26 protein-coding genes are annotated in these 24,638 nt (G+C 64.3%); 12 read left to right on the plus strand and 14 right to left on the minus strand.

The annotated features are described in order from the left end of the window. Window positions 1-5: 5 nt before the first annotated feature. Both IF809_RS19690 and IF809_RS19695 read left to right on the plus strand, forming a co-directional pair. On the plus strand, window positions 6-1,292 hold the full coding sequence (locus tag IF809_RS19690) for a serine hydrolase domain-containing protein (protein WP_462838247.1): 1,287 nt from the start codon (window positions 6-8) through the stop codon (window positions 1,290-1,292). Beyond that, window positions 1,273-2,529, plus strand: coding sequence for a serine hydrolase domain-containing protein (locus tag IF809_RS19695; protein WP_462838248.1), 1,257 nt, complete (start codon window positions 1,273-1,275; stop codon window positions 2,527-2,529). The genes IF809_RS19690 and IF809_RS19695 overlap by 20 nt, the downstream gene beginning before the upstream one ends. On the opposite strand, the gene IF809_RS19700 is transcribed toward IF809_RS19695, so the two are convergent. The 5 genes from IF809_RS19700 to murI form a co-directional block, all read right to left on the minus strand. After that, the gene (locus IF809_RS19700; protein WP_462838249.1) at window positions 2,530-3,597 is read right to left on the minus strand and encodes a threonine aldolase family protein; all 1,068 of its coding nucleotides are present in this window, start codon (window positions 3,595-3,597) and stop codon (window positions 2,530-2,532) included. Window positions 3,598-3,686: 89 nt separating this feature from the next. Then, complete coding sequence (rpsD, locus tag IF809_RS19705; RefSeq protein ID WP_128965520.1) at window positions 3,687-4,304, minus strand: 30S ribosomal protein S4; 618 nt, start codon at window positions 4,302-4,304, stop codon at window positions 3,687-3,689. A 199-nt stretch (window positions 4,305-4,503) separates the two neighbouring features. After that, window positions 4,504-5,271 carry an acyltransferase gene (locus IF809_RS19710; RefSeq protein WP_462838250.1) on the minus strand — a complete coding sequence of 256 codons (768 nt, stop codon included), beginning with the start codon at window positions 5,269-5,271 and terminating at the stop codon, window positions 4,504-4,506. Window positions 5,272-5,483: 212 nt separating this feature from the next. Further along, entirely contained in the window at window positions 5,484-6,257 is a 774-nt protein-coding gene (locus tag IF809_RS19715) for an HpcH/HpaI aldolase family protein (protein WP_453983137.1), read from the minus strand. A 62-nt stretch (window positions 6,258-6,319) separates the two neighbouring features. Next, window positions 6,320-7,117, minus strand: a complete 798-nt coding sequence (gene murI, locus IF809_RS19720; protein WP_462838300.1) for a glutamate racemase — start codon at window positions 7,115-7,117, stop codon at window positions 6,320-6,322. 289 nt (window positions 7,118-7,406) lie between these two features. On the opposite strand from murI, the gene IF809_RS19725 reads away from it, so the two are divergent. Beyond that, complete coding sequence (locus IF809_RS19725) at window positions 7,407-8,048, plus strand: glutathione S-transferase family protein (protein WP_453983138.1); 642 nt, start codon at window positions 7,407-7,409, stop codon at window positions 8,046-8,048. 7 nt (window positions 8,049-8,055) lie between these two features. On the opposite strand, the gene IF809_RS19730 is transcribed toward IF809_RS19725, so the two are convergent. Next, window positions 8,056-8,862, minus strand: coding sequence for a Crp/Fnr family transcriptional regulator (locus tag IF809_RS19730; RefSeq protein ID WP_164938598.1), 807 nt, complete (start codon window positions 8,860-8,862; stop codon window positions 8,056-8,058). A gap of 262 nt (window positions 8,863-9,124) precedes the next feature. Further along, the gene (locus tag IF809_RS19735; RefSeq protein WP_462838251.1) at window positions 9,125-10,222 is read right to left on the minus strand and encodes a SecDF P1 head subdomain-containing protein; all 1,098 of its coding nucleotides are present in this window, start codon (window positions 10,220-10,222) and stop codon (window positions 9,125-9,127) included. A gap of 146 nt (window positions 10,223-10,368) precedes the next feature. Here IF809_RS19735 and IF809_RS19740 point away from each other — a divergent pair, with 146 nt between their 5' ends. The 3 genes from IF809_RS19740 (at window position 10,369) to IF809_RS19750 (ending at window position 13,670) form a co-directional block, all read left to right on the plus strand. Then, window positions 10,369-10,764, plus strand: coding sequence for a hypothetical protein (locus IF809_RS19740; protein WP_462838252.1), 396 nt, complete (start codon window positions 10,369-10,371; stop codon window positions 10,762-10,764). 1 nt (window position 10,765) lies between these two features. Beyond that, complete coding sequence (locus IF809_RS19745) at window positions 10,766-11,587, plus strand: hypothetical protein (protein ID WP_453983141.1); 822 nt, start codon at window positions 10,766-10,768, stop codon at window positions 11,585-11,587. A 175-nt stretch (window positions 11,588-11,762) separates the two neighbouring features. Continuing rightward, window positions 11,763-13,670: an acyl-CoA synthetase gene (locus IF809_RS19750; RefSeq protein WP_462838253.1), complete on the plus strand. Its 1,908-nt coding sequence runs from the start codon at window positions 11,763-11,765 to the stop codon at window positions 13,668-13,670. 149 nt (window positions 13,671-13,819) lie between these two features. Here IF809_RS19750 and IF809_RS19755 read toward each other — a convergent pair whose 3' ends face one another. Further along, window positions 13,820-14,989 (minus strand): M20 aminoacylase family protein, encoded by a 1,170-nt coding sequence (locus tag IF809_RS19755; RefSeq protein ID WP_462838254.1) that lies wholly within the window; start codon window positions 14,987-14,989, stop codon window positions 13,820-13,822. Between the two features lie 632 nt (window positions 14,990-15,621). Here IF809_RS19755 and IF809_RS19760 point away from each other — a divergent pair. Beyond that, on the plus strand, window positions 15,622-16,209 hold the full coding sequence (locus IF809_RS19760) for a TetR family transcriptional regulator (RefSeq protein ID WP_128965530.1): 588 nt from the start codon (window positions 15,622-15,624) through the stop codon (window positions 16,207-16,209). A 32-nt stretch (window positions 16,210-16,241) separates the two neighbouring features. Here IF809_RS19760 and IF809_RS19765 read toward each other — a convergent pair whose 3' ends face one another. The 3 genes from IF809_RS19765 to IF809_RS19775 all read right to left on the minus strand — a co-directional run bounded on the left by IF809_RS19765 (window position 16,242) and on the right by IF809_RS19775 (window position 18,678). Further along, complete coding sequence (locus tag IF809_RS19765; RefSeq protein WP_128965531.1) at window positions 16,242-16,538, minus strand: hypothetical protein; 297 nt, start codon at window positions 16,536-16,538, stop codon at window positions 16,242-16,244. Window positions 16,539-16,649: 111 nt separating this feature from the next. Continuing rightward, the gene (locus IF809_RS19770) at window positions 16,650-17,300 is read right to left on the minus strand and encodes a response regulator (RefSeq protein ID WP_462838255.1); all 651 of its coding nucleotides are present in this window, start codon (window positions 17,298-17,300) and stop codon (window positions 16,650-16,652) included. Window positions 17,301-17,307: 7 nt separating this feature from the next. After that, complete coding sequence (locus IF809_RS19775; RefSeq protein ID WP_453996992.1) at window positions 17,308-18,678, minus strand: sensor histidine kinase; 1,371 nt, start codon at window positions 18,676-18,678, stop codon at window positions 17,308-17,310. A 184-nt stretch (window positions 18,679-18,862) separates the two neighbouring features. Between IF809_RS19775 and IF809_RS19780 the strand changes: the two genes are divergently transcribed. The 5 genes from IF809_RS19780 (at window position 18,863) to IF809_RS19800 (ending at window position 23,217) form a co-directional block, all read left to right on the plus strand. Next, window positions 18,863-19,648 (plus strand): MotA/TolQ/ExbB proton channel family protein, encoded by a 786-nt coding sequence (locus IF809_RS19780; protein WP_462838256.1) that lies wholly within the window; start codon window positions 18,863-18,865, stop codon window positions 19,646-19,648. After that, the gene (locus tag IF809_RS19785; RefSeq protein WP_462838257.1) at window positions 19,645-20,331 is read left to right on the plus strand and encodes a hypothetical protein; all 687 of its coding nucleotides are present in this window, start codon (window positions 19,645-19,647) and stop codon (window positions 20,329-20,331) included. Before IF809_RS19780 ends, IF809_RS19785 begins: the two co-directional genes overlap by 4 nt. Then, window positions 20,324-20,929, plus strand: coding sequence for a hypothetical protein (locus tag IF809_RS19790; protein ID WP_453996998.1), 606 nt, complete (start codon window positions 20,324-20,326; stop codon window positions 20,927-20,929). Before IF809_RS19785 ends, IF809_RS19790 begins: the two co-directional genes overlap by 8 nt. Window positions 20,930-21,042: 113 nt before the next feature. Further along, complete coding sequence (locus IF809_RS19795) at window positions 21,043-21,783, plus strand: metallophosphoesterase family protein (protein WP_453983150.1); 741 nt, start codon at window positions 21,043-21,045, stop codon at window positions 21,781-21,783. Beyond that, window positions 21,784-23,217 (plus strand): serine/threonine protein kinase, encoded by a 1,434-nt coding sequence (locus tag IF809_RS19800; protein ID WP_128965538.1) that lies wholly within the window; start codon window positions 21,784-21,786, stop codon window positions 23,215-23,217. 18 nt (window positions 23,218-23,235) lie between these two features. On the opposite strand, the gene IF809_RS19805 is transcribed toward IF809_RS19800, so the two are convergent. The 3 genes from IF809_RS19805 to rpe form a co-directional block, all read right to left on the minus strand. Then, complete coding sequence (locus tag IF809_RS19805) at window positions 23,236-23,427, minus strand: hypothetical protein (RefSeq protein WP_453983151.1); 192 nt, start codon at window positions 23,425-23,427, stop codon at window positions 23,236-23,238. Window positions 23,428-23,450: 23 nt separating this feature from the next. After that, window positions 23,451-23,630, minus strand: a complete 180-nt coding sequence (locus IF809_RS19810; protein ID WP_128965539.1) for a hypothetical protein — start codon at window positions 23,628-23,630, stop codon at window positions 23,451-23,453. A 298-nt stretch (window positions 23,631-23,928) separates the two neighbouring features. Beyond that, window positions 23,929-24,630 (minus strand): ribulose-phosphate 3-epimerase, encoded by a 702-nt coding sequence (gene rpe, locus IF809_RS19815; protein WP_462838258.1) that lies wholly within the window; start codon window positions 24,628-24,630, stop codon window positions 23,929-23,931. Between the last annotated feature and the right edge of the window lie 8 nt (window positions 24,631-24,638).

Consider the following 24,638-nt stretch of genomic DNA (forward strand, 5'->3'; position numbering starts at 1 on the left):
GGGATATGATTTTACATTTTCGACGATTTGCCTTGCTCTGCGGTGCGCTTCTATCGCTCGGCACGATGTCGCTCGCGCGCGCGGAAGGCACTTACGAAATTCCCGCCGGCGCCCATTTCAATCAGGACAAGCTCGCCAAGGTCAGCGAGTTCTTCAAGAACGAGGTCGCGACCGGCAAGATCGCGGGGGCAACCGTGCTGATCGAGCAGCACGGCAAGCCGGTCTATCACGAAGCCTTCGGCGTGCAGGACGTGGTCAGCAAGGCGCCGATCACGGACAAGACCATCTTCCGCCTGTTCTCGATGAGCAAGGCGATCACCTCCGTCGTCGCGATGCAATTGATCGAGGACGGCAAGATCAAGCTCGACGATCCCTTGTCGAAATACATCCCGTCCTTCGCCAACGTGAAGGTCGGCGTCGAGAAGAAAGCCGAGGACGGCACCAAGTCGCTCGAGCTGGTGCCGCCGAACCGGCCGATCACGATCCACGATCTGATGACGCACACGTCGGGCATCACCTATGGCTTCTATGGTGACAGCCTGGTCCGCAAAGCCTATCGCGACGCCAACATCTACGCCGGCGATTTCGACCTCGCCGAGTTCGCCGAACGCATCGCCAGGCTGCCGCTGCACAACCAGCCGGGCGCGCTCTGGCAATACGGTCATTCCACCGACGTGCTGGCGCGCGTGATGGAGATCGCGGCGGGCAAGCCGCTGATCGACATCATGCGGGAGAAGCTGCTCGACCCGCTCGGGATGGTCGACACCGGCTTCTTCGTCACCGACCCCGCCAAGCAGAAGCTTCTGGCGCAACCGGTGCCGAACGATTCCGACTTCCGGGTCGGCCGCATCAACGATCCGACCGTCGTCAAGAAGATCCAGTTCGCCAGCGGCGGCATGGTCACGACCATGGCCGACTATCAACGCTTCGCCCAGATGCTGCTCAACGGCGGCACGCTCGACGGCAAGACCATTCTCAAGCCCGCGACGTTCAAGCTGATGACGACCGACCAGATCGGCCCGGCTTCCGGCGTCGACCGCGATTATTTCTATTTCCCCGGCGACGGCTTCGGCTTCGGCCTCGGGCTTGCGGTCCGCACCGATCCCGGCAACGCCAAGCCGCCGCCGCCCGGCGATCTCGGCGAGCTGAAATGGGACGGCGCCTCCGGCTGCTATTTCGTGATCGATCCCAAGCAGGACATGTTCTTCGTCCTGCTGGAGCAGACCCCGAGCGAGCGCCAGCGCGTACAGCGGACGCTGAAGCAGTTGATCTATGAGGCCATGGAGAACTGAGGCTCTCGTCCTCGTTGCCGCGCTTGCCCTGCTGGTCGGTGCGGCGCGGCCGGTCCGCGCCGAAATGCCGCTCGCCCGCAGCTTCACGGCCGCAGGCCTTGCGCGCGTCAGCGCGCTTCTCAGTCACGAGGTCACCGCCGGCAGGATTCCCGGCGCGGTCCTGCTGATCCAGCAGCACGGCAAACCCGTGCTCTTCGAAACGTTTGGCCTGCGCAACGTGAAGACAGCGCAGCCGATGACGGATGACACCATCTTCCGCCTCTACTCGATGTCGAAGCCGATCACCTCCGTGGCGGCGATGATGCTGGTGGAGGACGGCAAGCTCGCGCTCGACGATGCCGTCGCCAAATACATTCCGGCCTTTGCCGATGTGCAGGTTGGCGTCCCCGCGGCCGACGGCGGGCTGGCGCTGCAGCTGCTGGCGCGACCGATCACGGTACGCGACCTGCTCCGACATACCTCCGGCATCACCTATGGCTTCTACGGCGACAGTCCTGTGCGCAGGCTCTATGCCCAGGCCGGTCTGTTCGACGGCGATCCTGACAACGCAGAATTCGTCGCGCGGCTCGCGCGCCTGCCGCTCGCCGAGCAGCCGGGAACGCTGTGGGACTACGGCCATTCTACCGATGTGCTCGGGCGGGTGATCGAGGTCGTCTCGGGCCTGTCGCTCTATCAATTCGAGAAGCAGCGGCTGCTCGATCCCTTGGCGATGGGCGACACGGCGTTCTTCGTCGCCGACGAGGCCAGGCGGCCGCTGATCGCCGAGCCCCTGCCCGGTGACTGGTTCGATCATCCCGTTGCCGGCATCACGGAGGCGACCGCGCCGCGTCGCTGGGAGTCCGGCGGGGCCGGCATGGTCGGCACGATTCGAGACTATGCGCGCTTTACGCAGATGCTGCTCAATGGCGGCGAGCTCGACGGTCGCCGCTATCTCAGGCGCGAGACGGTGGCGCTGATGACATCGGACCAGATCGGTAAGGGAAGCGGTGGGACGAAAGATCCCGGGTTCTACTTTCCCGGGCGTGACAGCGGCTTTGGTCTCGGCTTTGCCGTGCGCATCGTGGCGGACGGTCGGGTGCGGGCGGGCGAGTACCGCTGGGACGGTGTCGGCGGCACCTTCTTCTTCATCGATCCCGCAGACGACATGTTCGTGATCTGCATGATGCAGTCGCCCGCGCAGCGCGGCCCGATCCAGGACGAGCTGAAGCGGCTGGTCTACGGAGCGCTTATGCGCTGATTACGCCGCGCGCACGATCTCGCGGACGTATCCGATCGTCTCCTCGATCTGGCTCGCGTTGACGTCGAGATGGGTGCAGGCGCGGATGCGGCCGTCCATCATCGCGAGCGTGACGCCGCGCTGGCGGAGTAGCGCGACCATCTTGTCGCCGGGAACGCCGGCACCGTCGGGCTTGAAGAACACGAGATTGGTCTCGGGCTCCTGCACCTCGATGCCTGCGATCTGCGACAGCCCGCGCGCGAGCGCGCGCGCATTGGCGTGATCGTCGGCAAGCCGCTCGACGTGATGGTCGAGAGCGTAGATGCAGGCGGCCGCGCAGATGCCGGCCTGGCGCATCGAGCCGCCGAGGCGCTGCTTCCACTGCCAGACCGCATCGATGAAGGCGCGAGAGCCTGCGAGCACGCCGCCGATCGGCGCTCCCAGGCCCTTGGAGAAGTCGATCCAGGCCGAATCCCAACCCGCCGTCATGTCGCGCGGGGAGATGCCGCTTGCCACGGTGGCGTTGAGGAGGCGCGCGCCATCCATGTGGGTGACGAGGCCGTGTTGCCTGGCGATTGCGACGATCTCGTCGAGCGCGGCCTTCTTCCAGATCGTGCCGCCGCCGATATTGGCGGTCTGCTCGACGCTGACGACGGTCTGCGGCGGCTGGTAGCGCGTGCGCGGATGCAGTGCTTTCCGGAGCGTCTCCGGCGTGAACTGGCCGTCGGCGCCCTTCAACTGTGTCACCTGGAAGCCTCCGATGGCGGCATGCGCGCCGCCCTCGCGGGCGATGATGTGCGCGGTCTCGTGCGCCAGGATCTCGTCCCCGGGACGGCAATGCACCAGCGTCGCGGTGACGTTGCACATCGTGCCCGAGGGCATGTAGACGGCCGCCTCCTTGCCGAGCAGCCCGGCGACGCGCTCGCACAGCGCATTCACGGTCGGATCGTCGCCGACCTGCTCGTCCCCGACTTCCGCCCTCGCCATCGCCTCGCGCATCGCAGGTGTCGGCCTGGTCTGCGTGTCCGAGAGCAGATTGATGCGCACCGGCGGTGCCTTGGGATCAACAGGGGGAGGGGTGTAGAGCATGCGACGGCTCCTCAAAGCATTGCGGCCACTGAAATGTGGCTCTTAAGCAAAAAGGCCCCGGCGAACCGGGGCCTTTCGATATTCAGATCTTAGCGCGAATAGAATTCGACGACCAGATGGGGCTCCATCTGCACCGGGAAGGGCACGTCGGAGAGGCCGGGGACGCGCACGTACTTGGCGGTCATCTTGCCGTGATCGACTTCGAGATAGTCGGGGGTGTCGCGCTCGGGGAGCTGGCTGGCTTCGAGAACGTGGGCGAGCTGCTTGGAGGCTTCCTTGACCTCGATCACGTCGCCGATCTTGACCTGATAGCTCGAGATGTTGACCTTGCGGCCGTTCACCTTGATGTGGCCGTGGTTGATGAACTGACGGGCGGCGAAGATCGTCGAGACGAACTTGGCGCGATACACGACCGCGTCGAGACGACGCTCCAGGAGGCCGATCAGGTTCTCGCCGGTGTCACCCTTGAGGCGGCTCGCCTCGACATAGATGCCGTGGAACTGACGCTCGCTGATGTTGGCGTAGTAGCCCTTCAGCTTCTGCTTGGCGCGCAGCTGCACGCCGAAGTCGGAGAGCTTGCCCTTGCGGCGCTGGCCATGCTGGCCGGGGCCGTACTCGCGGCGGTTCACGGGGCTCTTCGGGCGGCCCCAGATGTTCTGGCCCATACGGCGATCGATCTTGTACTTCGCCTCACTGCGCTTAGTCATCGCGTCCTCTTCGGTTGCATTGATATGAGGAAACGCGCCCTCCTGTGTGACGGGGAAATCCCGGCACCGACAGGTCCAATTCCCAAGCATAAGGAAACGGACCACGGGTCGCGAAACGCTTCGCGGGCCGAAACCGGCCCGCGAGCAGGCGGCTTTTAGGGGAGTTTGGGGTTCGCTGTCAATGCGAACGGCCCCGGAATCACGTCCTGACGGCCCGGATCGGCTTCGCGCCTGCCGCGCTCAATTCGGCAGCGATTTCAGTGTTCAGGACCTGTTCCAGCCGGGTCAGGACCCGGGCAATGAGGGCGGCATCGGTGACCCGATGATCCCAGCGGATCACGACATGGATGGTCTGGTCGGGCTCAACCACCCCATAGCTCACGATGAAGGGGCCGGGGGTGACGGGATGAAGCTCGCCGCCGCCGTAGGCCGCCACCGAGCTCACCGCGAAACTCCCGAACCAATTGCCCCGCTGCCGGCCGAAATTGAGCCCCACGGCCCAGGACAGGCGCCGCAGCGGCAGCGGCAGACGGGTGGCGCGCATGATCTTGCGGAACATCGGGACATCGTCGATCGGAGCCGTCTTGGCGCGCCGGATCTCGGCATCAACCGCGGACAGCGTCATGGCCTCGGGAGCTGCGATTCGCTGCGGCATCACGCATTCCTCGCCCTTCTCGACCCGGGCGATGGCGATTAGCGCCACGCTTTTCGGGAGCTCGTAGAGCGACGGCCACGGCCATTTGGCATAGACGGTGCGCAGGACCGGCTCGTCCCTTGCGACCAGGGCGAAAGCCTTGACGAATATCGCCGCCCAGCCGGCCGGCGCCAACACGCCTGCACGGGCCTCCAGCAGGGAACGAATATTGAGCGAGCGGGACAGTGAAACGAACGGCACGTCCATCGACGCCCGCATGAGGTCGCAGATCAGGCGGCGCGGCAGCGAAATGGTTTTGGGCGTCCCGCGCATCTCTCTTTCGGTTCCCGCGGATCAAAATATAGGCAACGAGCGGGTCGCCCGCTGCCCCGTTTAGCACAATCAACCCGCTTTGGGGCGGCTGGTTCGCCTTTCACGGCACTGGCAAGGGCAGCGGCCTGTTCTTATGGAAAATAAAAATCATTATTGATTTCAATATCTTGAAGCGGCGTCGGGCATCGTGCACTAGGCCTGCCGCGATCTGGTCAGCGCCTGATCCCATCGAACGCGGCCATGATGCCGCGCTGGAATAGCGACCAGTCGAAGCCGAGCGCGATCGCGCGGTAGCCACGGTCGATCAGTTGGTTGGCCTGGTCGGCGGTCCGCGCAACGCCGCCGATCGGCACGCCGCTTCTGAGGATGCCGGCTTCGGCGCGGGCGACCAGTTCGAGCAGCTCGGGGTCATCCATTCGGCCGCGCTTGTTGATGGACGTCGCAAGATCGCCGGGACCGATAACCGCGACGTCGATGCCTGGTGTTGCCATGATCTCGTCGATGCGGTTGACGGCATCGACATGCTCGATGGTAACCATGCAGATCATCTCGTCGTCGGCTGACGCCATGTAGTCGGGCATCGATTGGCCCCAGCGAAACGGAGCGTGGAACGGTCCCCAGAGCCGGTCCCCGCGCGGCGGGTAGCGCACGCTCCGCACCGCCTTCTCGGCCTCGGCGCGATTGGTGATCATCGGGAAGTTGATGCCGAAGGCGCCGATATCCATCGGCGCTTTCGCAAGCCACGGCTCGTTCGCGGCGATCCGCACCAGGGGCGTGCAGGGCGTACCGGTCGTCGCCGCGATCATCGCATGCGCTTCGGTGAGCCCGATCGGCCCATGCTCGAGATCGACGATGATCCAGTCGAGCGAGCGCGCCATAATCTGCACCATCTGCACGCTCGGGATCGTCGCGATCGCGCCGAAGGCGGGGCGCCCCTCGCTCCACATCTGGCGGAGGCGATTGAGCGGCGTGGTTGGGATCGACATGGAAAGACCTTGCGCGGGATGGCGAGGCGCGAAGCCTAGCAGCGCGCCGCCTGGGCGCAAGGTCAGGCGACTGCGCGCCCGCCGAAGAACGGCGTCAGGGCCGGTCCGAGCCCATGCACGCGGTTCGACGTGAAAATCATCTCGGCGCCGGATTGCACGTTGTCGCCGCTGCGCGGGGCGAGCAGATCCGAAACGCGGCGGGCGATCGCGGGCGCCGGATCGATCCAGTCGACGGGCCAGGGTGCCAGCCGCTCCAGCCGATCGAGCAGCAGCGGGTAATGCGTGCAGGCGAGCACGATCGTGTCGGTGCGTGCGCTCGCATCGGACTCATCTCCGACGAAGCAGGGGGCGAGCTCGGCAAGGATATCGGCGTCACTGATCGCCTGGCCGCTGAGCTCGCGTTCGGCGAGCGAAGCAAGCTCGGGCGAACCGACCAGCGTCACCTCGCATCCTTGCGCGAAGTCGCGGATCAGCGCCTTGGTGTATTCGCGCTTGACCGTGCCCTTGGTGCCGAGCACCGAGACGCGGCGAGTCTTGGACCGGGCGCAGGCCGGCTTGATCGCCGGCACCGTGCCGACAAAGGGTACGGAATAAGCGGCACGCAGATGCGATAGAACCAGGGTGGACGCGGTGTTGCAGGCGATGACGACGAGGTCAGGGTCATGGGTGCCGATCAGCTCCCCCATCAGCGGCACCACGCGGGCGATGATCTCGTCCTCGCTGTGATGGCCATAGGGGAAGAAGGCGTCGTCAGCGACGTAGGTATAATGCGCATCCGGGTGCGCGGCCACGACCTCACGCAGGACAGTGAGGCCGCCAAGGCCGGAATCAAATACCAGGATCGTCGAGGAATTGCTCACATCAGCACCATAGCCCGTCATGGTTACCATTCGGTTTTTAGGGCGGTTTTGCGGCGAGGACGGCCTGCGCGGACTTTTTCGGCCTGTTCAACACGCCACAATCAGCTCTCCGGACAAAGCAGCGGCGGCCAGGACCGTTACATCTTCTTGGCTTATGTGCTGCTGGCCCTGATCGCAGTCCATGTGATTACAGCCGGGCCGTCGCCCTTCGAGGGCCGCTGAAGAAGCGGCCGCCTCAGGGTGACCGGGATGGTATGATGCGTCGTTACGACTGATCGAGGAGACTCCCATGCTCACCGTCCATCACCTCGGCAAATCGCAATCCGAACGCATCGTCTGGCTCTGCGAGGAGCTCGGGATCCCCTACGAACTGAAGCGCTATGCGCGCGATCCCGTCACCATGCTGGCGCCGCCTGAGTACAAGGCGCTGCATTCGATCGGAGCGGCGCCCGTCATCACCGATGGCGATCTCGTGCTCGCCGAATCCGGCGCCATCGTCGATTACATCATCGCCAAATATGGCAAAGGCCGTCTCGTGCTCGGTCCGGAGGCCCCCGAATTCGCGCAATTCCTGTACTGGTTTCACTTTGCCAATGGCACGCTACAAGCCGGCATGGGGCGGCTGATGCTGCTGAACCGACTCAAGCTCGCTGACGACAATCCGATGCTGGTCGCGATCAGAGCGCGCCTCGATCGTGCCTTCGACCTCGTCGACGCCCGCGTGCGCGATGCCGAATATCTCGCCGGCGGCACCTTTACTGCGGCCGACATCATGATCGGCTTCTCGCTCACCACGATGCGCTACTTCCAGCCGTATGATCTCCAGCGCTGCCCGAACGTGGTCGGATATCTCGGTCGCATCGGCGCACGTCCGGCTTACCGGCGCGCGATGGAGAAGGGCGATCCCGGCATGGCGCTCTTGCTGAGCTGAGCGGCGGTCAGGCGATCTTGTTCGTGGTCGCCGCCTGGGCTGCGGCCAGCTGCTTCTGCAGGCGATCGATGTTCTGCAGGAGGCGCTGGCTGGTCAGCACCAGGAAGTAATAGCCGAACTGCGGATCCTGGAAGTAGATCTCCAGCAACCGGTCATAGGTGATGGTCAGCACCTGGCCGTCTTCGATGCATTCGATCGTTGCGGTGCGCCGGTTGTCCGGCGTGAGGAAGCCGAACTCTCCCATGAGGGCTCCGGGCCCGATTTCGACGCCGATCTCCTTCACGAGGAATTTGCCGGTGACAGTGAGGAGCATCTCCTTGGCCGGATCGCCCAATCTGAACAGCGTGTCACCGCGGCGGTATTTGCGCTCGGCCATGAACGGCTTGAGCCATTCGATCGACATGTCGCCTTCGGCGGCGTGGCGCGCCTTCTTGACCAGCTTGAGCATCTGCCGCAGGCGAAAAGCGTTGATCGGAAGCAAAAGCAGATACAGCAGGAACGTCGAGACATTGGCCGAGAGCGCACCGAAAAGAGCGAAGAAGGCGCAACCGACCATGTTGGCGACGCGCAAGGGCACCATCGTCCGCATCAGCAGGGTGGCAACGAAGAAGATGGCGCCGACCGCGGCGAACATGTTCGCCAGCGTGATGTTGTGAACGAAGATCTCGAGCAGGCGATTGAAGATCGCGTCCCAAGTGACGTCGTTGGGGTCGAGGCCCATCTGGACCAGGATCTTCGCGATCCTGAGATTGTCCGTTGCCGCATCCAGAATGCGGTCGAGGATCGACGAAATGTCTACGCTGCCGGACGGCATGGTACTAACCCCGCATAAGGCCTTCAGTCCCGGTATCCGCGGCAGGTATAGCCGAAATCGAATGACGACCGCTTGAAATGAAACCTTCGGCCGTCCTGCCGCAAGGGGCAAATTTTAGCCTGCTTGGGCGTTTCGGCAATTGCCCGTTGGTTGCGTGCATGACGGGGCCCCCGTGATTCGGGCGGGCGCCGCAGAGTGACTTTGCTGCTCCGGACAGGCCGGCGCGCTCACGACGGCCCGTGGGCTCGGATGCGTTGTTCCGCTAGTGCTTGGCGCCGGGTTGGAGGACCTGCTGCTCGACGAGCGTAAGGTGACCCGGCAGGGCGCCGGCGCGCAGCAGCATGGCGATGCTGTTGGCCTCCTCGAGCGTGAAATTGCCGGAGATCTGGACCGAGCCGCCGGTGATAGGCTCGCGGATCACGGGAGCGGAGATCACCCTGCCGTCGAGCACGATGGCGAAGGCTTTGCCGACGTTCTCTTCGGTGACGTGCGCAAAGCGCCGCGTGCCGCGTCCGTTGAAGCGGAACTGGGCGATCGGCTCCTTGGTGCCGGTCGCAAAGCCAGGCGCTGCATAGTTGATGTCCTCACCGTCGAGCGCACTGGCTTTGGTGACCAGATAAGGCTTCTTGTCCTTGAAGCCGAGCAGGACTTCGGAGCCGTCAGGTGGGGTGCCGGATTGCGCCTGCTCCGCCAGCATCGAAACATCAACCGGATGGAAGCTGACCGTAACCTTGTGGGCAAAGATCGCTGTGATGCGCTCGGGATCGCTGACGCCCGGCAGAAAGATCCGGATGCGGTCGGTCCCGTCAGGGGCCACGCTGGCGAGCTTGACGCCGGCGTCCTTGAGACGCTGTTCGACCATGGCGATGGCGTCTTCGACGAGATCGCGCAGCCGCGCCGCCGAGGCCGCGTCGGTCGGCGCCAGCCTGACCGCTCCGTCACTGCCGTTGGTCACGGCGATCGCATGCGAGGGCAATCCTTCCGCGTCCGAGGCGAGCTTGCGCGCGAGCTGTTCGCGGGCTTTGGCGTCGGCGATCTTCAATTCGACGCCACCGTCGCGGATCGCAAGGCCTGAGAAGGCGATCTGGCCGTCGTGCAAGATCTTGTAGACGTCGTCGCGCAAATCCGTGACGACGCTCTCGCGCAAGCCTTCGCTGTCCACCTTGTAGATGATGCGTGACCCGCCCAGCTTTTCCATCTTGTCGCCGATGAAAGCAGCGATCTTGCCGCGCATCTTGTCGAATTGACTGTCCTCGGCGAGCGTGGCGCGCGGCATGGCGATCGCCGACGCAAAGATTACCGATCCCAGTGCAAGCGCGGCGATCAGCGATCTGATGCGGTGTTGCAGGGGCCTCGTCATGATGTCCTCGCGTCTCGCGGCATTGCGTCCGGCGAAGCCGCTCCCAGTTTGGTCCGCGAATCGCGCTAAGAGGTTCATTGCTAACGGCATCTTTGCGATGAAATACAGTAATTTCAGTTGCTTAATAGCGTAACCGGGATACGCATTTGCGTAACCGGGATACGCGTGCTATGCTCTCTTATCGGGAGCAAAGGCCTGTGATCCCAGCGAAGAAGAGAATTCGAAAATACAGAAAAGAGGGCGGCGCCGCGGATTTAGTGCGCGTCGAGGTCCTCATTCCGCCGAGCGGCCGAAACGAAGTGCTGGCGATGGCTTCTCGCATGCGGGCCGAGCATCGCCAGACCAGGGACCTCCAGTTGCTGCTCGACAATGCGCTCCGTCTGTACGGATCGCGAATACTCGACAACGTCGATCTCGGCCGCCTTCCCGATATCCGGTCCCGTGCTGCCGTCGCTGCGCGCGCAATGATCGATCGCGGCGACGCAAGGGCGTTTGCAATGGGCAGGAAGATTCTGGACCGCGTCAGCGAGCGCGAGCATTGAGATGGCCCTCAGCAAACTGCAGAGCGACATCCTTCGTCTCCTGGCCAAGAACCGGTCCGAGAGCAGCTATTTCGCCGGTGGCTTGATGTTGAACAAGGACTGGCAGAGACGATCCGACGACATCGATATATTCCACGACACCGACGAAGAAGTAACCGAAAGTGCAAAGGCCGACCTGGCGCTTCTCGAGGCTGCCAGCTTCAAGACGCATCGCGATTTTATTATCTATGGCTGCGTCGATGCGACTGTTTCGCGCGAGGGCGAATCCACGATCATCCAGTGGTTCGCGGAGACGAAACTTCGCTTTTTTCCGCTTGTTAGGGATCAGGAATGGGGAGCTCGCCTTCATCAGGCGGATCTCGCCATCAACAAGGTTCTCGCCGCGGCAGGTCGTTCAAAGGCGCGCGATATCGCTGATCTTGTCGCAATCGGCCGCGACTATTGCCCGCTTGGACCACTTGTGTTCGCCGCCGCCGGCAAGCCGCCCAATTTCTCGCCGCGTCGAACCATCGATGAGATCCGCCGGCATGCATTGTCGATTCCGGCGGAGGAGTTTGCAGCCGTGAGGGGTTTGCCGGGCGAATGGTCAGCCGCCTTCATTCGGGACGAATTGCTCCGGCTGATCGAGTCGGCAGACCGGTACGTGATGTCGGCGCCGCCGGAGCTGACCGGAATACTTGCCGTCGACGCAGCGGGGGTCCCGGTTGAAATTTCTGATTCGAACCGTGCGGATGCAATCCTGCGAAAACCAACTGCTGAGCCGGAAGTGATGCCCGCGCCGGCCGATTTCAACGCGGTGGGCTGGACGCCGGATCGCCCGTAACGTCTCACAGGCCGACGGCGAGCTCCAACGTGCGGCCAATTGCATCGGGCAATGGACGAACGCCCGATCATCCATCATTGTGGTCCCGCTCGACCGGTCACCGGTCGGGGCCCCGCCGACCCAAATGTCAAAAGACAGGCGGCGAGGGCCGACATCTGAGGGAGGACGATATTCCATGGCGGGCATCCACGCGCTCGATCGGCTCATCGGCAATGACTATCCGGAGCTTTTGACGGACGAGGAGGTCCGGGCCTTCGAGCAGGTCCCTTATGCCGATCGGGTCGCGGCCGAGAGCACCTACGATGCCATCCGGCTTGGTGCCGCGCGCAACCCGGACGGGGCGGCACTCCAGTTTCTCCAAAATGCCGATCCGGCCGATACGCCTGTTGTGGTCACCTACCGCGATTTCATCGCGCGCGTCACGCAGGCCGCCAACATGTTTCATGCGCTCGGCGCGGAGAAGGGCGATGTCATCTCCTTCATGCTGCCGCTGCTGCCCGATGCCTTCGTGACGCTGTTCGGCGCCGAGGCCGCCGGCATCGCCAATCCCGTCAACCCGCTGCTCGAGCCGCACCAGATTGCGGAAATTCTGGAAGCGGCGAACACCAAGATCCTGGTCGCGCTCGGGCCGGTGCCGGGCACCGACATCTGGCAGAAGGTCGAGCAGATCCGCCCGCAACTCAAGCATCTCAAGGCGATCGTGCAGGTGGCGGGCGGCGGTGATCCTGCCAACGGAATTTACGCGTTCAACGACCTGATCAAGAAGCAGCCGGCTGACCGGCTTGTCAGCGGGCGCAAGATCGCGAGCCACGATATCGCGGTCTATTTCCATACCGGCGGCACCACCGGCACGCCGAAGCTCGTGCGACACACCCACGGCAATCAGGTCTATCAGGCCTGGGCGCTGAATCTGATGCTGAAATCGAAGCCCGGCGCCAACCTGCTGTTCGGCATGCCGCTGTTTCACGTCGGCGGATCGCTGACGCAGGTGCTCCTGACGCTGTCGAGCGGTGGTTCGCTGGTGGTGTTGTCGCCGAGCGGCTGGCGCAATCCGAACGCGGTGAAGAACATCTGGGGGCTGGTCGAGCGCTTCAAGCCGGAAGCGCTCTCGAGCGTGCCGACGGTGCTGGCCGCAGCCCTCGCGGTGCCGCCTGGCAATGCCGACATTTCCAGCCTGAAATACGCAGCCGGCGGTGGCTCGGCGATTCCCGTTGCGGTCGGCTCGGCGATCCAGGAGAAGCTCAAGCTGCCGGTGGTCGAGGTCTACGGCATGACGGAGACATCGAGCGTGCACACGCTCGCTTTCCCGTCGCGGCCGATCCGGCTCGGTTCGGTCGGCCTGCCCATGCCTTACTCGCGCGTGCGCATCGTGCAGCTCGATGCCGACGGCAATTTGATCCGCGACTGCAAGCCGGACGAGATCGGCGTCGTCATCATGGCCGGCCCCGGCGTGTTCGGCGGCTATCTCAACGACGCCCACAACAAGGGCGCCTTCGTCGACAAAGTCTGGGTCAATTCCGGCGATCTCGGCCGGTTAGACGCCGACGGCTATCTCTGGATCACCGGCCGTGCCAAGGACCTCGTCATTCGCGGCGGCCATAACATCGATCCAGCGCCGATCGAGGAGATCATGTTCCGCCATCCCGCCGTCGGCTTCGCCGCGGTGGTCGGCCAGCCCGACGCCTATGCCGGCGAGCTGCCGGTCGGTTACGTGCAGTTGAAGCCGGGCGCAAAGGTCGAGCCCGGCGAGCTCGAAGCATGGGTGCGCGAGCGCACGCCGGAGCGTGCCGCTGTCCCCGTGCAGGTCATTCCGATCGATCCGATGCCGGTGACCGGCGTCGGCAAGGTGTTCAAGCCGCAACTGCGCTGGGACGCTGCGCAGCGCGTGTTCACCAAGGTGCTGGCGCCCCTCACGGAGCGTGGCATCGATTGCAAGGTGAAGGTCGGCGCCCACGGCAGTCACGGCTCGATCGCCACGGTGACGCTTACAGGCTTGCCTGCAGACCAGCGCGAGGCCGTCGCCGGCGAGGTGCACACGCTGCTCGCGCCGTTCGTGATGCGGCACGAGGTGGTGCAGGCGTAACGGAGAGGCCAGAGAAGGTCGCGCTTGCGACGTCCACGGGCTGCTGCTGTAGGGCGGGCAAAGGCGTAAAGCGCCGTGCCCACCTACTCCCTTTGAGACAGTTGTGGTGGGCACGCTTCGCTTTGCCCACCCTGCGAGATCGACGTTCGTTACGCCGGCATCCGCGTCTCGATCAAGCGCACCCAGAATGATGCGCCGTGGCCCAAAATATTGTCGTTGAAGATGTAGCCGGGATGGTGGCATTCGTTGCCGTCGCCCATGCCGACCAGCACCATCGCGCCTGGGCGCGCTTCCAGCATGAAGGAGAAATCCTCGGCGCCCATCATGGGGACGAACTTGTCGTTGACGCGCTCGGCACCGACGATGTCGCGGGCGACGTCGGCGGCAAGCCCGGCCTCGCGCGCATGGTTCATCGTCACCGGATACATCCGAGAGTATTTCGTCTCGGCCGAGCCGCCATAGGCGCGCGCGACGCTGTCGGCGACTTCGCCGATGCGGCGCTCGACGAGATCGCGCACCTCGGGGTCGAGCGTGCGCACGGTGCCGCCGAGCTCGGCGACCTCAGGAATGATGTTGAAGGCCGTGCCGGAGTGGAACTGGGTGATCGAAATCACCGCGGACTTCAGCGGATCGACGTTGCGCGCCACGATAGATTGCAGCGCATTGACGATCTGCGAGCCGATCAGCACGCTGTCGACGGATTTGTGCGGGCCGGCGCCGGCGTGGCCGCCCTTGCCGCGAACGGTGATCTGGATGTTGTCGGAAGACGCGAGCATCGGGCCGGGCGTCGTGGCGAAATGGCCTTCGGGCAGGCCGGGCATGTTGTGCATGCCGTAGACCTCCTGGATGTTCCAGCGTGTCATCAACCCGTCTTCGACCATGGCCTTGCCGCCGCCGCCACCTTCCTCGGCGGGTTGGAAGATCAGAACCGCGGTGCCGTCGAAATTGCGCGTCTCGGCGAGATATTTGGCGGCCCCCAGCAGCATCGCGGTATGGCCGTCATGGCCGCAGGCGTGCATCTTGCCGGGAACTTTCGAGGCGTAAGGCACGCCCGAGGTTTCCATGATCGGCAGCGCGTCCATGTCGGCGCGCAGGCCGATGGTCTTGCCGGAGGCCGACTTGCGGCCGCGGATCACGCCGACGACCCCCGTGCGCCCGATGCCGGTCACCACCTCGTCGCAGCCGAACTCGCGCAAGCGATCGGCAACGATGCCGGCGGTGCGATGGACTTCGTAGAGCAGCTCGGGATTCTCGTGGAAGTCATGGCGCCAGGCGGCCATTTCGTCGGAAAGGGCGGCGATGCGGTTGACGATGGGCATGGGATCGGTCCGTTTCTTGTTCGTAAGTCGGGCAGATAGCGTAACCCGGCGCGATGCCGGGGTGAAAGGCGGATTGCGCGCCAATTCGCCGCTCAGGGACGTTTCGACTCGCCTTGAAAATCGGGGCGCCAGAAGGCGGTCGGTCTAACAAAATTTATTCGTATCAATGGCTTGCCGGCGAGAACGATTAGTCGACGGCGGGGGCGACGGGCAGGGTTCGGTCGACTGGATGACCAAGGCTCAAGTATTGACTGTCAATCACGGATCATTGAATGACAGATATTGAAATCTGTCAGCGAGACGTGTATATGCGTCTCCGGACGCCCCGATTGGGCGTCCCGCGGTTACCTCCAGGGGGAGCCCGACATCCGAAATACTGCTCGGATCGAGGGTCGTCATCGAAGGGCGAGGGCCGCGGACGAATGGAGACTTGAGACAATGACGACCGAAATCATCAACTTCACCGGGACGATTGGGCATTGGCTCAATTTACTGGTCGCGCGCCAGATCGCTGCGCAGGCTGCAAAACTGCCTCATTGAGGCGAGAGCTTTCCGAGACGACCGGTGAGGGGCGCTTCGGAAGCTGTCCCATCGCCGGATAACTGGACCCTTGATGGGAACATGGTGCTGGCATGAACGAAGCCGTTGTCTTGACGCCGGAGCGGATCCTCGAAGTCACCGAGGACGTCTTGCGGCGCTACGGACTTGCCAAGGCCACAGTGGTCGACGTTGCCCGTGCGCTCGATGTGAGCCACGGCAGCGTCTATCGCCATTTTCCGAGCAAGGCTTCGCTGCGCGAGGCCGTTGCCAAGCGCTGGCTGGACCGCATCGACGCGCCGCTGCTGGCGATTGCCGAGGAAAAGGGCCCTGCGCCCGACAGGCTCGACCGCTGGCTGCGCACGCTGTTCGCTGCCAAGCGTTCGCGCGTGCTTGACGACCCCGAGATGTTCGAGACCTATCTGACGCTGGCGCGTGAGGCGTGCGCGGCGGTCAAGTGTCACAAGGATACCATGATCGACCAGATCGCGGCGATCCTGGCCGACGGCGTCAAGCAGGGCGTGTTCGCCGTCGACAACGTGAAGGTCACCGCGCGGGCGATCTTCGACGGTACCTGCCGCTTTCACCACCCGGCCCATGCCGACGAGTGGAAGGACGCGGAGTTGCCGACGCGGGTCGATGCGACGCTCGCGCTGCTGCTGCGCGGGTTGAAGGCCTGTTAAAGGCGCGGCGCTGTTCGATCCAGGCTGCGCAATCAACCTCTCGCCTTGTGAAGAACAGCGCCATCGTGAGCCGATGGCGAAGACGTACGTGTACGAAAAGCGCCGTCTGACGATGGCACCACCGGCGGACTCTCCGGATACACATTTATCGCGATTTCGACGTCGTCCTTTGACCGCTTTCGAAGCCGCTCGAACGCCAGCTCCTGATCGAGCATGGGGCAACGGAAGTGGACGACCGCGGTATCGGGCAGGCGACAGAGCTCGTCGATGAGTTCTCCTACCGTGATGATCTGCGGATGGGCGACTGTCTTGTGGTGACCCTTGCTCATGACCTTCTACTCCTCACTCTGTCGTCAACCGGAATGGAATAGGCTCCGTTCCAATCACCTCGGCAGATTGAAGAATTTCATCTCATTCCAGGCCATGCGGCAGTTTTGCTGCTAGATCCTGGTCAGCCCGCAAGCTGCCGCGAGCCGCACCAGCTGCGCATCCGTGCGCGCGCCGGTCTTGGTCTTGATCAGATAATGGTAGTTCTGGACCGTCTTGACGCTGAGATTGAGATGCGTCGCGATCTGCTCGCTGGTGGCCCCGCCGGCGAACTGCCGCAAGATCTCGATTTCGCGCTCGCCCAGATGATCCAGCGCTGATCCCGCCGACAGGCTATCCTCGGCCAGCACGTGCGCGATGTCGTCGCTCATGGCGCGTTCGCCGCGCGCGACGCTGCGGATGGCATTGACGACTGCGGAGGGCGCGCTGCTCTTGGTGACGAAGCCGGAGGCGCCCGCATTGAAGGCGGCTTTCACCAGCACGGCCTCATTGTGCATGGTGAAGACGAGAACGCGCGCCCGTGGATTGCGTGCACGGATGTTGCGGATCGCCTCCAGCCCGCTGGCGCCCGGCATCGAGATGTCCATCACGACCACGTCGGGATCATGCAACTTGAAGGCGGAGTAGGCGTCCGCGGCGTTGTCGGCTTCCGCGACGACGTGGAGATCGCCCTGGCTTTCCAGCACGCGCCGGTAACCCTGGCGGACGATCGGATGATCGTCGACCAGCAGCACCGCGATGCCTGTTGCTGCGACCTCGCTCATGACGGCCTCACGCAGCGAGCGGGATGGTCGCGGCAACGCTGAGGCCGCCCCGTGCGGGCAGGATCGAGAGCGAGCCGCCGGCAGCCGTCACCCGCTCGCGGATTCCGGTGAGGCCGAAACCGGCCGACCGTTCCACGCGCGCCGCATCGCCGCCGCCGTCGTCCTCGACGCGGATCAGGAGCGCATCGTCTTCGCCGGCGCGTCGCTCGACACGCAACGAGATTTCGCGCGCTGCCCCATGGCGGACCGCGTTGGTCAGGCATTCCTGGGCGACCCGATAGGCAGTCGTCGCGGCCGGGCCGCTGATATCGGCGAGGTCGCCCTTGAGGTCGAGCTGGATCGTCGGCTGCGTCGCGCTCTGCGAGCGCCAGCTGTCGACGAGATTGACGAGGCTTGCTTCCAGCCCGAGCTCCTCGGGCAGGGGATTGCGCAGGCGCTTCAGCGCATCGCGCAGCGAGGCCATCAGATGGTGCGTGGCCTGCGAGATCATGTGCGCGTCCTGCGCGATGCCGTTATCTTTGGCCTGCTGCGCGCTCGCGGTCTCGATCGTGTTGGCGAAGGCCAGGATGGCGGAAAGATTTTGCCCGAACTCGTCATGCAGCTCGCGGGCGAGCGCGCGCCGCTCGTCGTCGCGGATCTCGATCAGGCGCCGCGTCAACGCCGCGCGCTGTTCGGTCGCTTCTTCGAGCCGGCTGCCGAGCGCATCGACCGCGCCGCCGATCATCGAAAGCTCCATGGAGCGGAAGCGCGGCAGCCTGGTGCGATATTGGCCGCGCGCCATGCGCTGCAGAGCCAGCACGATGGCGCGCGCCGGCGCCAGCGTATGCGCGATCGCGAGCGAAGCCAGCAGCGCGATCGCCGCCGCCATCAGCAGCGCGACGTCGATCACGTTGAGAATGTACTCCCAGGCCAGCGAGATCGAGGCTGCTTGATCCGGTGTCGCCACCACCGTTCCGGCGGCTGCGGCGCGGGGGCTGACGGGCCGCACCACCTCGGCGTGACTGCCGAGGAAGGTCGGCACGACGGACGCGAACCAGCGCGGCGGCGTCCGGCCGATGCCCTGGCTCTGGCCGCACAGCGGCTTTTCAAAAGCTGTTGCCGGTTGGAACTCAACGCAGACGCCGGGCGAAATCAGCTTCATCGTCTCCAGCGTCCGCCATTCCGGAACTGGCACGAGGTGCTCGCGCATTCTGCTGCTGCGCAGCAAGAGTTCGTGCCAGTACAGGCCCTGAAGCGCCTGCGCAACGCGTTGCGCGGATGCCGCCGTCGCCCGGTCGACGCTGCGATAGGCATCGAAGGTGGCCCACATGGTCGCGGCGGCCAGGCAAAGCGCCACGATGAGAAGCAGGCGGCCGACAAGTTGAAGCACGAGGCGCATGCGATCACCCCAAAGTTTGGTAAGCTCAGCCTAACAACGCCGCCGCGTCTTGCCAATTGCGGGAGCGGGCCGGATCGCAGCTCGGGCAATTTTCCCAAGCCGGATTGGGCATGGGTCTTTGGACCCCGGACGGCGGCTTTGATCTAATCGGGATGGAATTGTTCGAGGTCAGGAGCGGGGCAGCATGAGTTCGATGACGATTGGACCGATTGCGAACGGCGCGACCGACCCATCCGAGCGCAGTGCGCTCTTGTTCTGGATGATCTTCACCGGGCTCTCGATCTTTGCCGTCGTGCTGCTGTGGCGGTTCGGCCTGATCCATCTGATGCTGACCTCGGACCGGACCTACATCTCGAGCGTGATCGCGGTGCTCTATCTCGCCACCTGCGGCCATTGCTTCCTGCGGACGCGGGCGATCGCGCGGGAGGGGGCGGCGGCGCGGCGCTGTCGCGCGGTGCTGGGGGCGCCTGACGGCGGCAAGGCGCTCGAGGCGCGCGCGTCCGCCTTGCCGCGCGGATTGGTGCGGGATCATATCGAGAGCCTCGTGACCAAGGCCGCCGCGCAGGATTATCGCCCGGTCGATCAGACACTGTTGCTGCGGACGCTGGCCGATCGCCTGCGCGGCTCCAACGGTTTTGGTGCCTTCGTCTCGGACACGCTGATGAAGCTCGGTCTGCTCGGCACCATCATCGGATTCATCATCATGCTGGCGCCGATCGCCGGGCTGGATGCCGCCGACAAGGTCGCGATGCGCTCTTCGATGGGGCTGATGAGTGACGGCATGGCGGTCGCGATGTACACGACACTGGCGGGCCTCGTCGGGTCCATCCTGGTCCGCATCCAGTATTACATGCTCGATGCCGCGACCCAGCGGGTGTTCTCCGATGCCGTGGTCCTGACCGAGACTTATGTGACGCCGGTTCTTGAGCGCCAAGGCGCTGGTATCAAAGGCGCCGGAATGCCGTCATGATGGATGATTTCGGTCTCTATCCGCGCGAGGAGCCGTTCGATCCGCTCGGCGTGATGCTGTTCAAGGCGCTCCAGGTGGTCGCCTTCCTGTTCTTTCTTGCGCTGCTCGCGGTTTCGCCCGACGCCAAGGACGGCAAGATCGACTCCAAGGCCGAGTTCATGATCACGCTGGACTGGCCGGACAATCACCCTGACGATCTCGACCTCTTCGTGCAGGATCCCGCCGGCAACATCGCCTGGTACCGCCACCGCGAGGCCGGCTTTCTTACGCTCGACCGCGACGATCGCGGCGGGGCCAACGACTTCATCATGGTTGCCGGCAAGAAGATCGCTTCGCCGATCCGCGAGGAGATCGTGACACTGCGCGGCATCGTCCCCGGCGAATACACCGTCAACGTCTCGCATTTCGTGGCGACGACCGGCGAGCCCGTGACCGCCAATGTGAAGGTGCAGAAGCTCAACCCGACCGCGCAGGTGGTTTTCGACAACAAAATCACGCTCGATCATACCGGCGACGAGAAGACTGCGGTGCGGTTCCGGCTCGATGCCGAGGGCAAGGTCATCGACGTCAACCAAAGGCCGAAATCGCTGATGGAGACTTTTCGCAGCACCTGGCGGAATGGGGCTGATCTCGACCCCAGCACCGGCGTGAGCAAGAACGCTACGAGGATCCGCCGTGATTGATTTGCAGACGGTCATCCTCACGCTGTCGGTCGCCTATGCCGTGATCGGCGCGCTGCTGCTGGTCGTGCTGGTCTATGCACGGCTGCACTGGTCGCTGAAGGCGGTCGCGGTGGTGGTCACCAGCGCTTTCTACATCGTCAGCTTCACGGAAATGCGCGGGTTGCTCGGCTGGGCCAGCACCGACCGGCTGCCTACCGCCTTCAAGCTGCTCAAGGCACGGATCGTCGAGCCGCATTCGCTGGAGGGCGATCCCGGCTCGATCTATCTCTGGGTCGAGGAACTCGACGAGGACCACCGTCCGAGCGGCATCCCGCGCGCCTTCCGCGTCCCCTACAACGACACACTTGCCGAAAAAACCCATGCCGCAGAGAACGAGATCGCGGCCGGCCATCCCCAGGGCGGGCGCGCCGCCGACTTTGGCGGTGGCGAGGGCAGCCTGATCGACATGGTCCGGGAATATGTGACACCCAAGGCGATCCTCGAGACCAGCGGCGGCGATTCCTCGACCGGGGAGTTCAATGCCCCGCCTGCCGGCGCGCAAGGTGCCGTCTTCACGCCGCTGCCCCCACCCCGGATGCCGCCAAAAGACGAGCAATAGGCTCCATCGCCGTCAGACCGGCGCTGGTCAACTGCCCCGCGCTGGCGCATCTTGTTGACCTCCCTCAAATTGGCTTTATCGGCTTCCAATAAGAATTTGAGGGTGGAGGGTGCGTGCTACTCGCTGTCTTCTCGGATATTCACGGCAACCGGCAGGCGTTCGAGGCGTGCCTGAAAGTGGCCCGCGCCAGCGCCGCGGAGCGCTTCATTCTGCTCGGTGATTTCGTCGGATACGGCGCCGACCCGGAATGGGTCGTGGACACCGCCATGGATCTGGTCGCCCGTGGTGCCGTCGCCGTGCGCGGCAACCATGACGAAGCGGTCAATACGACCTCCGAGAACATGAATCACGATGCGCAGATCGCGATCGAGTGGACGCGTGGGCGGCTCGATGCGGCGCAGCGGCGGTTCCTGGCCGAGCTGCCGATGCTGGTGCAGGACGGCGATCGTCTGTTCGTGCATGCGGAGGCCTCGAGCCCCAAGCGTTGGAACTACGTTCGTTCGACCACGGATGCCGCCAAGAGCCTGATCGCGACGCCGTCCCATGTCACCTTCTGCGGCCATATCCACCGACCCGCGCTCTATTCGATGTCGGTGACGGCGAAGATGACGAGCTTCGTGCCCAAGACCGACGTGCCGGTGCAGCTCCTGCGTGGGCGGCAATGGCTCGCCGTGCTCGGCTCGGTCGGCCAGCCGCGCGACGGCGATCCCTCCGCATCCTTCGTGCTGTTCGACACGGTCTCGTGCCAGATCACCTATTGCCGCGTGCCCTATGACATCGCAAGCGCTGCGAACAAGATCCGCGAGAACGGCCTGCCGCCCTGGCTCGCCGACCGACTGTCGCAGGGACGCTAGATGCCCAAATCCCTGATCAAATCGGGCGCTGTCATCGACGGCTACACGATCGGCGAATGCGTCCATGCCGGCGGCATGGCGACGCTGTGGACCGTCACCCATCCCGGCATCGACGTGCCGCTGCTGATGAAGGTCCCGCGTGCCTCGGAAGGCGAGGACCCCGCCGCGATCGTCTCGTTCGAGATGGAGATGATGATCCTGCCAAGGCTCGCGGGTCCCCATGTGCCGCGCTGCTACGGCACGGGCGATTTCGCGCGCCAGGCCTATGCCGTGATCGAACGCATTCCCGGCACCACGCTCTACAAGCGGCTGCCCGATCTGCCGCTGCCCTACGAGGAGGCGCGGCTGCTGGTTGCGAAGATCGCGGCTGCGCTCGCCGATCTGCACCGGCAGAACGTGATCCATCACGACATCAAGCCGAGCAGCGTCATGTTCCGTGAGAGCGGGGATGCCGTGCTGATCGACTACGGCCTGTCGCATCACGACCATCTGCCCGATCTGTTGCAGGAGGAGTTCCGTCTGCCTTACGGCACCGCGCCTTACATGGCGCCGGAGCGGCTGCTCGGCGTTCGCGACGATCCGCGCAGCGATCTGTTTTCGCTCGGCGTGCTGCTCTATTTCTTCACGACCGGCGAACGTCCCTTCGGCGAGGGCGAGACGCTGCGCGCGATGCGGCGGAGGCTGTGGCGGGATCCGCATCCGCCGCGAAGCTTACGCGCCGACTATCCGCCCTGGCTCCAGGAAGTGGTGCTGCGCTGCCTGGAGATCGAGCCGGTCTGGCGCTATCCGACCGCGGCCCAGCTCGCCTTCGATCTTGCCCACCCGAACCAGGTCAAGCTGACCGCGCGTTCGGAGCGGCTGAAGCGCGATCCCCTCTCCGTCGCGTGGCGCCGCCGTTTCAATCCGGATGTCAAGCAGCCGCGGACCAAGCCCGACGTGGCGGAGCAGATCGCTTCGAGCCCGATCCTTGCGGTCGCGCTCGACACGGTGGAGGGTACGCCGGAGCTGAACGAGGCGCTACGCGTCACGACCGAGCGCATCCTGGCGACGCTGCCGTCGGCGCGGCTCGCCTGCGTCAATGTGCTCAAGCTCAACCGCATTGCCATCGACAAGACGTTGGACGAGCAGGGCTCCAACAAGCATATCGACCGGCTGGTCGCGCTTCGGCACTGGGCGACGCCCCTGAAGCTGGACGAGAGCCGGCTGTCGGTTCATGTGCTGGAGGCGGTCGATCCTGCCGCGGCGCTGCTGGAATTCGCCGAGGTCAACCAGGTCGACCATCTCATCGTCGGCGCGCGGCAGAGTTCGTTCAGGCGCACGCTGCTCGGCAGCGTCTCGGCCAAGGTCGCGGCGGAGGCGACCTCCACCGTCACCGTGGTGCGACCGCCGCGAATGGCTGCGGCGAAACCGGGCGCCGGCGTGGTCTGGGGCTAGGTCTGGGGCTAGGAAAGATCAGGCCGCGTGAGCGGTGTGGATCGCGCGCTTGCGGCGGATCGGCCAGGCGAACTGCGGGCCGGTCTCGCTGTGGTCGGCATGACCGCCGAAATACTGGATGATCTCGCGGCAGGGTTCGCAGGCAAAGAGATTACGCGACGCGGCTGCCTTGGCCATTTCCTTGAGACAGTTGGGGCAGTGCGGTTTCATGGTTCAATCCGGAAAAGAGAGTCTCAATGACCGCGCTGCGAGGCGAACGAGTGATCGAGGTTTGAATTGTCGGAGCCGGCATCCTTGTCGAATGCACGATCGGTGCGCTCGAGGCGACCGAAGAAATAATCGAGGTTCGGATGCGGGCGACGCGGGATGCGGCAGCGGCGCTTCGGCAGGCGCTTGACCAGAGCGATTTGCATGGCGTCAGCCCCGGTCGCGGCGGATGAGACGGGCGGAGCGCGCCGGGAATCTTTCCGGTCCGGCCGATGGGCCAAACACGACAAACGCACTGAAACCGATCCACAACGCTACGCCAGTCCAAACCAGGGTCGTCGTCATGATGTGCTCCCGTCAAAAGCAGGCAGGAGCTAGTAGCGGTGATTTGCGCGAATCAGTGAAGTCCGGATGAGTACGGATCGTGAGTGCAATTTTAAGTAATGCGTGCTGCGGCTTCCGTAAAAGTAGCAGGTTTTTCGGGCTCGCGCAGCCCGAAGCAGTTCAAATCGCTTCGCCGCGTGCGCCGAGGGCCGCGTTGCGTATCGCTGCAATATTGTTCTTGTAGGCTTCGAGCGTACCGCCCTTGAAAACGGAGGTGCCGGCCACGAAGGCGTTGGCGCCGGCAGCTGCGAGCGCGCCCGCGACGTCGGGGCCGACGCCGCCGTCAACCTCGATATCGATGGGACGGCCAGCGGTCATCGCGCGGATGTCGCGGATCTTGCCGATCGCGGAGGGAATGAAGGCCTGGCCGCCGAAGCCCGGATTGACCGACATCACCAGCACGAGGTCGACCAGATCCAGCACGTATTCGAGCGCAGTGATCGGCGTGCCTGGATTGAGCGAGACGCCGGCCTTCTTGCCGAGCGCGCGGATCGCCTGCAACGAGCGATGCAGATGAGGACCTGCCTCGGCATGCACGGTGATGTGGTCGCACCCGGCTTTGGCGAAGGCTTCGAGATAGGGATCGCAGGGTGAGATCATCAGATGCGCGTCGAACACCTTCTTGGTGTGCGGGCGCATCGCCTTGATGACGTCGGGGCCGTAGGAGATGTTGGGGACGAAGTGCCCGTCCATCACGTCGAGATGGATCCAGTCGGCACCGGCCGCATCCACCGCACGAACCTCCTCGCCGAGCTTAGAGAAGTCCGATGCCAGGATCGAGGGCGCGATGGCCAGGGGGCGAGGGGTGAAGGCTTGGGTCATGGCGCTGT

This window comes from Bradyrhizobium sp. UFLA06-24, from assembly GCF_054967145.1.

What these genes read in the sequence shown, in the direction of transcription:
- IF809_RS19750 (WP_462838253.1), top strand. Translation starts at nt 11,763, where the DNA reads ATGGCGGGCATCCACGCGCTCGATCGGCTCATCGGCAATGACTATCCG.
- IF809_RS19785 (WP_462838257.1), top strand. Translation starts at nt 19,645, where the DNA reads ATGATGGATGATTTCGGTCTCTATCCGCGCGAGGAGCCGTTCGATCCG.
- IF809_RS19765 (WP_128965531.1), bottom strand. Translation starts at nt 16,538, where the DNA reads ATGAGCAAGGGTCACCACAAGACAGTCGCCCATCCGCAGATCATCACG.
- IF809_RS19710 (WP_462838250.1), bottom strand. Translation starts at nt 5,271, where the DNA reads ATGCGCGGGACGCCCAAAACCATTTCGCTGCCGCGCCGCCTGATCTGC.
- IF809_RS19735 (WP_462838251.1), bottom strand. Translation starts at nt 10,222, where the DNA reads ATGACGAGGCCCCTGCAACACCGCATCAGATCGCTGATCGCCGCGCTT.
- IF809_RS19800 (WP_128965538.1), top strand. Translation starts at nt 21,784, where the DNA reads ATGCCCAAATCCCTGATCAAATCGGGCGCTGTCATCGACGGCTACACG.
- IF809_RS19810 (WP_128965539.1), bottom strand. Translation starts at nt 23,630, where the DNA reads ATGCAAATCGCTCTGGTCAAGCGCCTGCCGAAGCGCCGCTGCCGCATC.
- IF809_RS19725 (WP_453983138.1), top strand. Translation starts at nt 7,407, where the DNA reads ATGCTCACCGTCCATCACCTCGGCAAATCGCAATCCGAACGCATCGTC.
- IF809_RS19700 (WP_462838249.1), bottom strand. Translation starts at nt 3,597, where the DNA reads ATGCTCTACACCCCTCCCCCTGTTGATCCCAAGGCACCGCCGGTGCGC.
- IF809_RS19755 (WP_462838254.1), bottom strand. Translation starts at nt 14,989, where the DNA reads ATGCCCATCGTCAACCGCATCGCCGCCCTTTCCGACGAAATGGCCGCC.
- IF809_RS19770 (WP_462838255.1), bottom strand. Translation starts at nt 17,300, where the DNA reads ATGAGCGAGGTCGCAGCAACAGGCATCGCGGTGCTGCTGGTCGACGAT.
- IF809_RS19760 (WP_128965530.1), top strand. Translation starts at nt 15,622, where the DNA reads ATGAACGAAGCCGTTGTCTTGACGCCGGAGCGGATCCTCGAAGTCACC.
- IF809_RS19715 (WP_453983137.1), bottom strand. Translation starts at nt 6,257, where the DNA reads ATGTCGATCCCAACCACGCCGCTCAATCGCCTCCGCCAGATGTGGAGC.
- rpsD (WP_128965520.1), bottom strand. Translation starts at nt 4,304, where the DNA reads ATGACTAAGCGCAGTGAGGCGAAGTACAAGATCGATCGCCGTATGGGC.
- rpe (WP_462838258.1), bottom strand. Translation starts at nt 24,630, where the DNA reads ATGACCCAAGCCTTCACCCCTCGCCCCCTGGCCATCGCGCCCTCGATC.
- IF809_RS19805 (WP_453983151.1), bottom strand. Translation starts at nt 23,427, where the DNA reads ATGAAACCGCACTGCCCCAACTGTCTCAAGGAAATGGCCAAGGCAGCC.
- IF809_RS19775 (WP_453996992.1), bottom strand. Translation starts at nt 18,678, where the DNA reads ATGCGCCTCGTGCTTCAACTTGTCGGCCGCCTGCTTCTCATCGTGGCG.
- IF809_RS19695 (WP_462838248.1), top strand. Translation starts at nt 1,273, where the DNA reads ATGAGGCCATGGAGAACTGAGGCTCTCGTCCTCGTTGCCGCGCTTGCC.
- IF809_RS19730 (WP_164938598.1), bottom strand. Translation starts at nt 8,862, where the DNA reads ATGCCGTCCGGCAGCGTAGACATTTCGTCGATCCTCGACCGCATTCTG.
- IF809_RS19690 (WP_462838247.1), top strand. Translation starts at nt 6, where the DNA reads ATGATTTTACATTTTCGACGATTTGCCTTGCTCTGCGGTGCGCTTCTA.
- IF809_RS19745 (WP_453983141.1), top strand. Translation starts at nt 10,766, where the DNA reads ATGGCCCTCAGCAAACTGCAGAGCGACATCCTTCGTCTCCTGGCCAAG.
- IF809_RS19780 (WP_462838256.1), top strand. Translation starts at nt 18,863, where the DNA reads ATGAGTTCGATGACGATTGGACCGATTGCGAACGGCGCGACCGACCCA.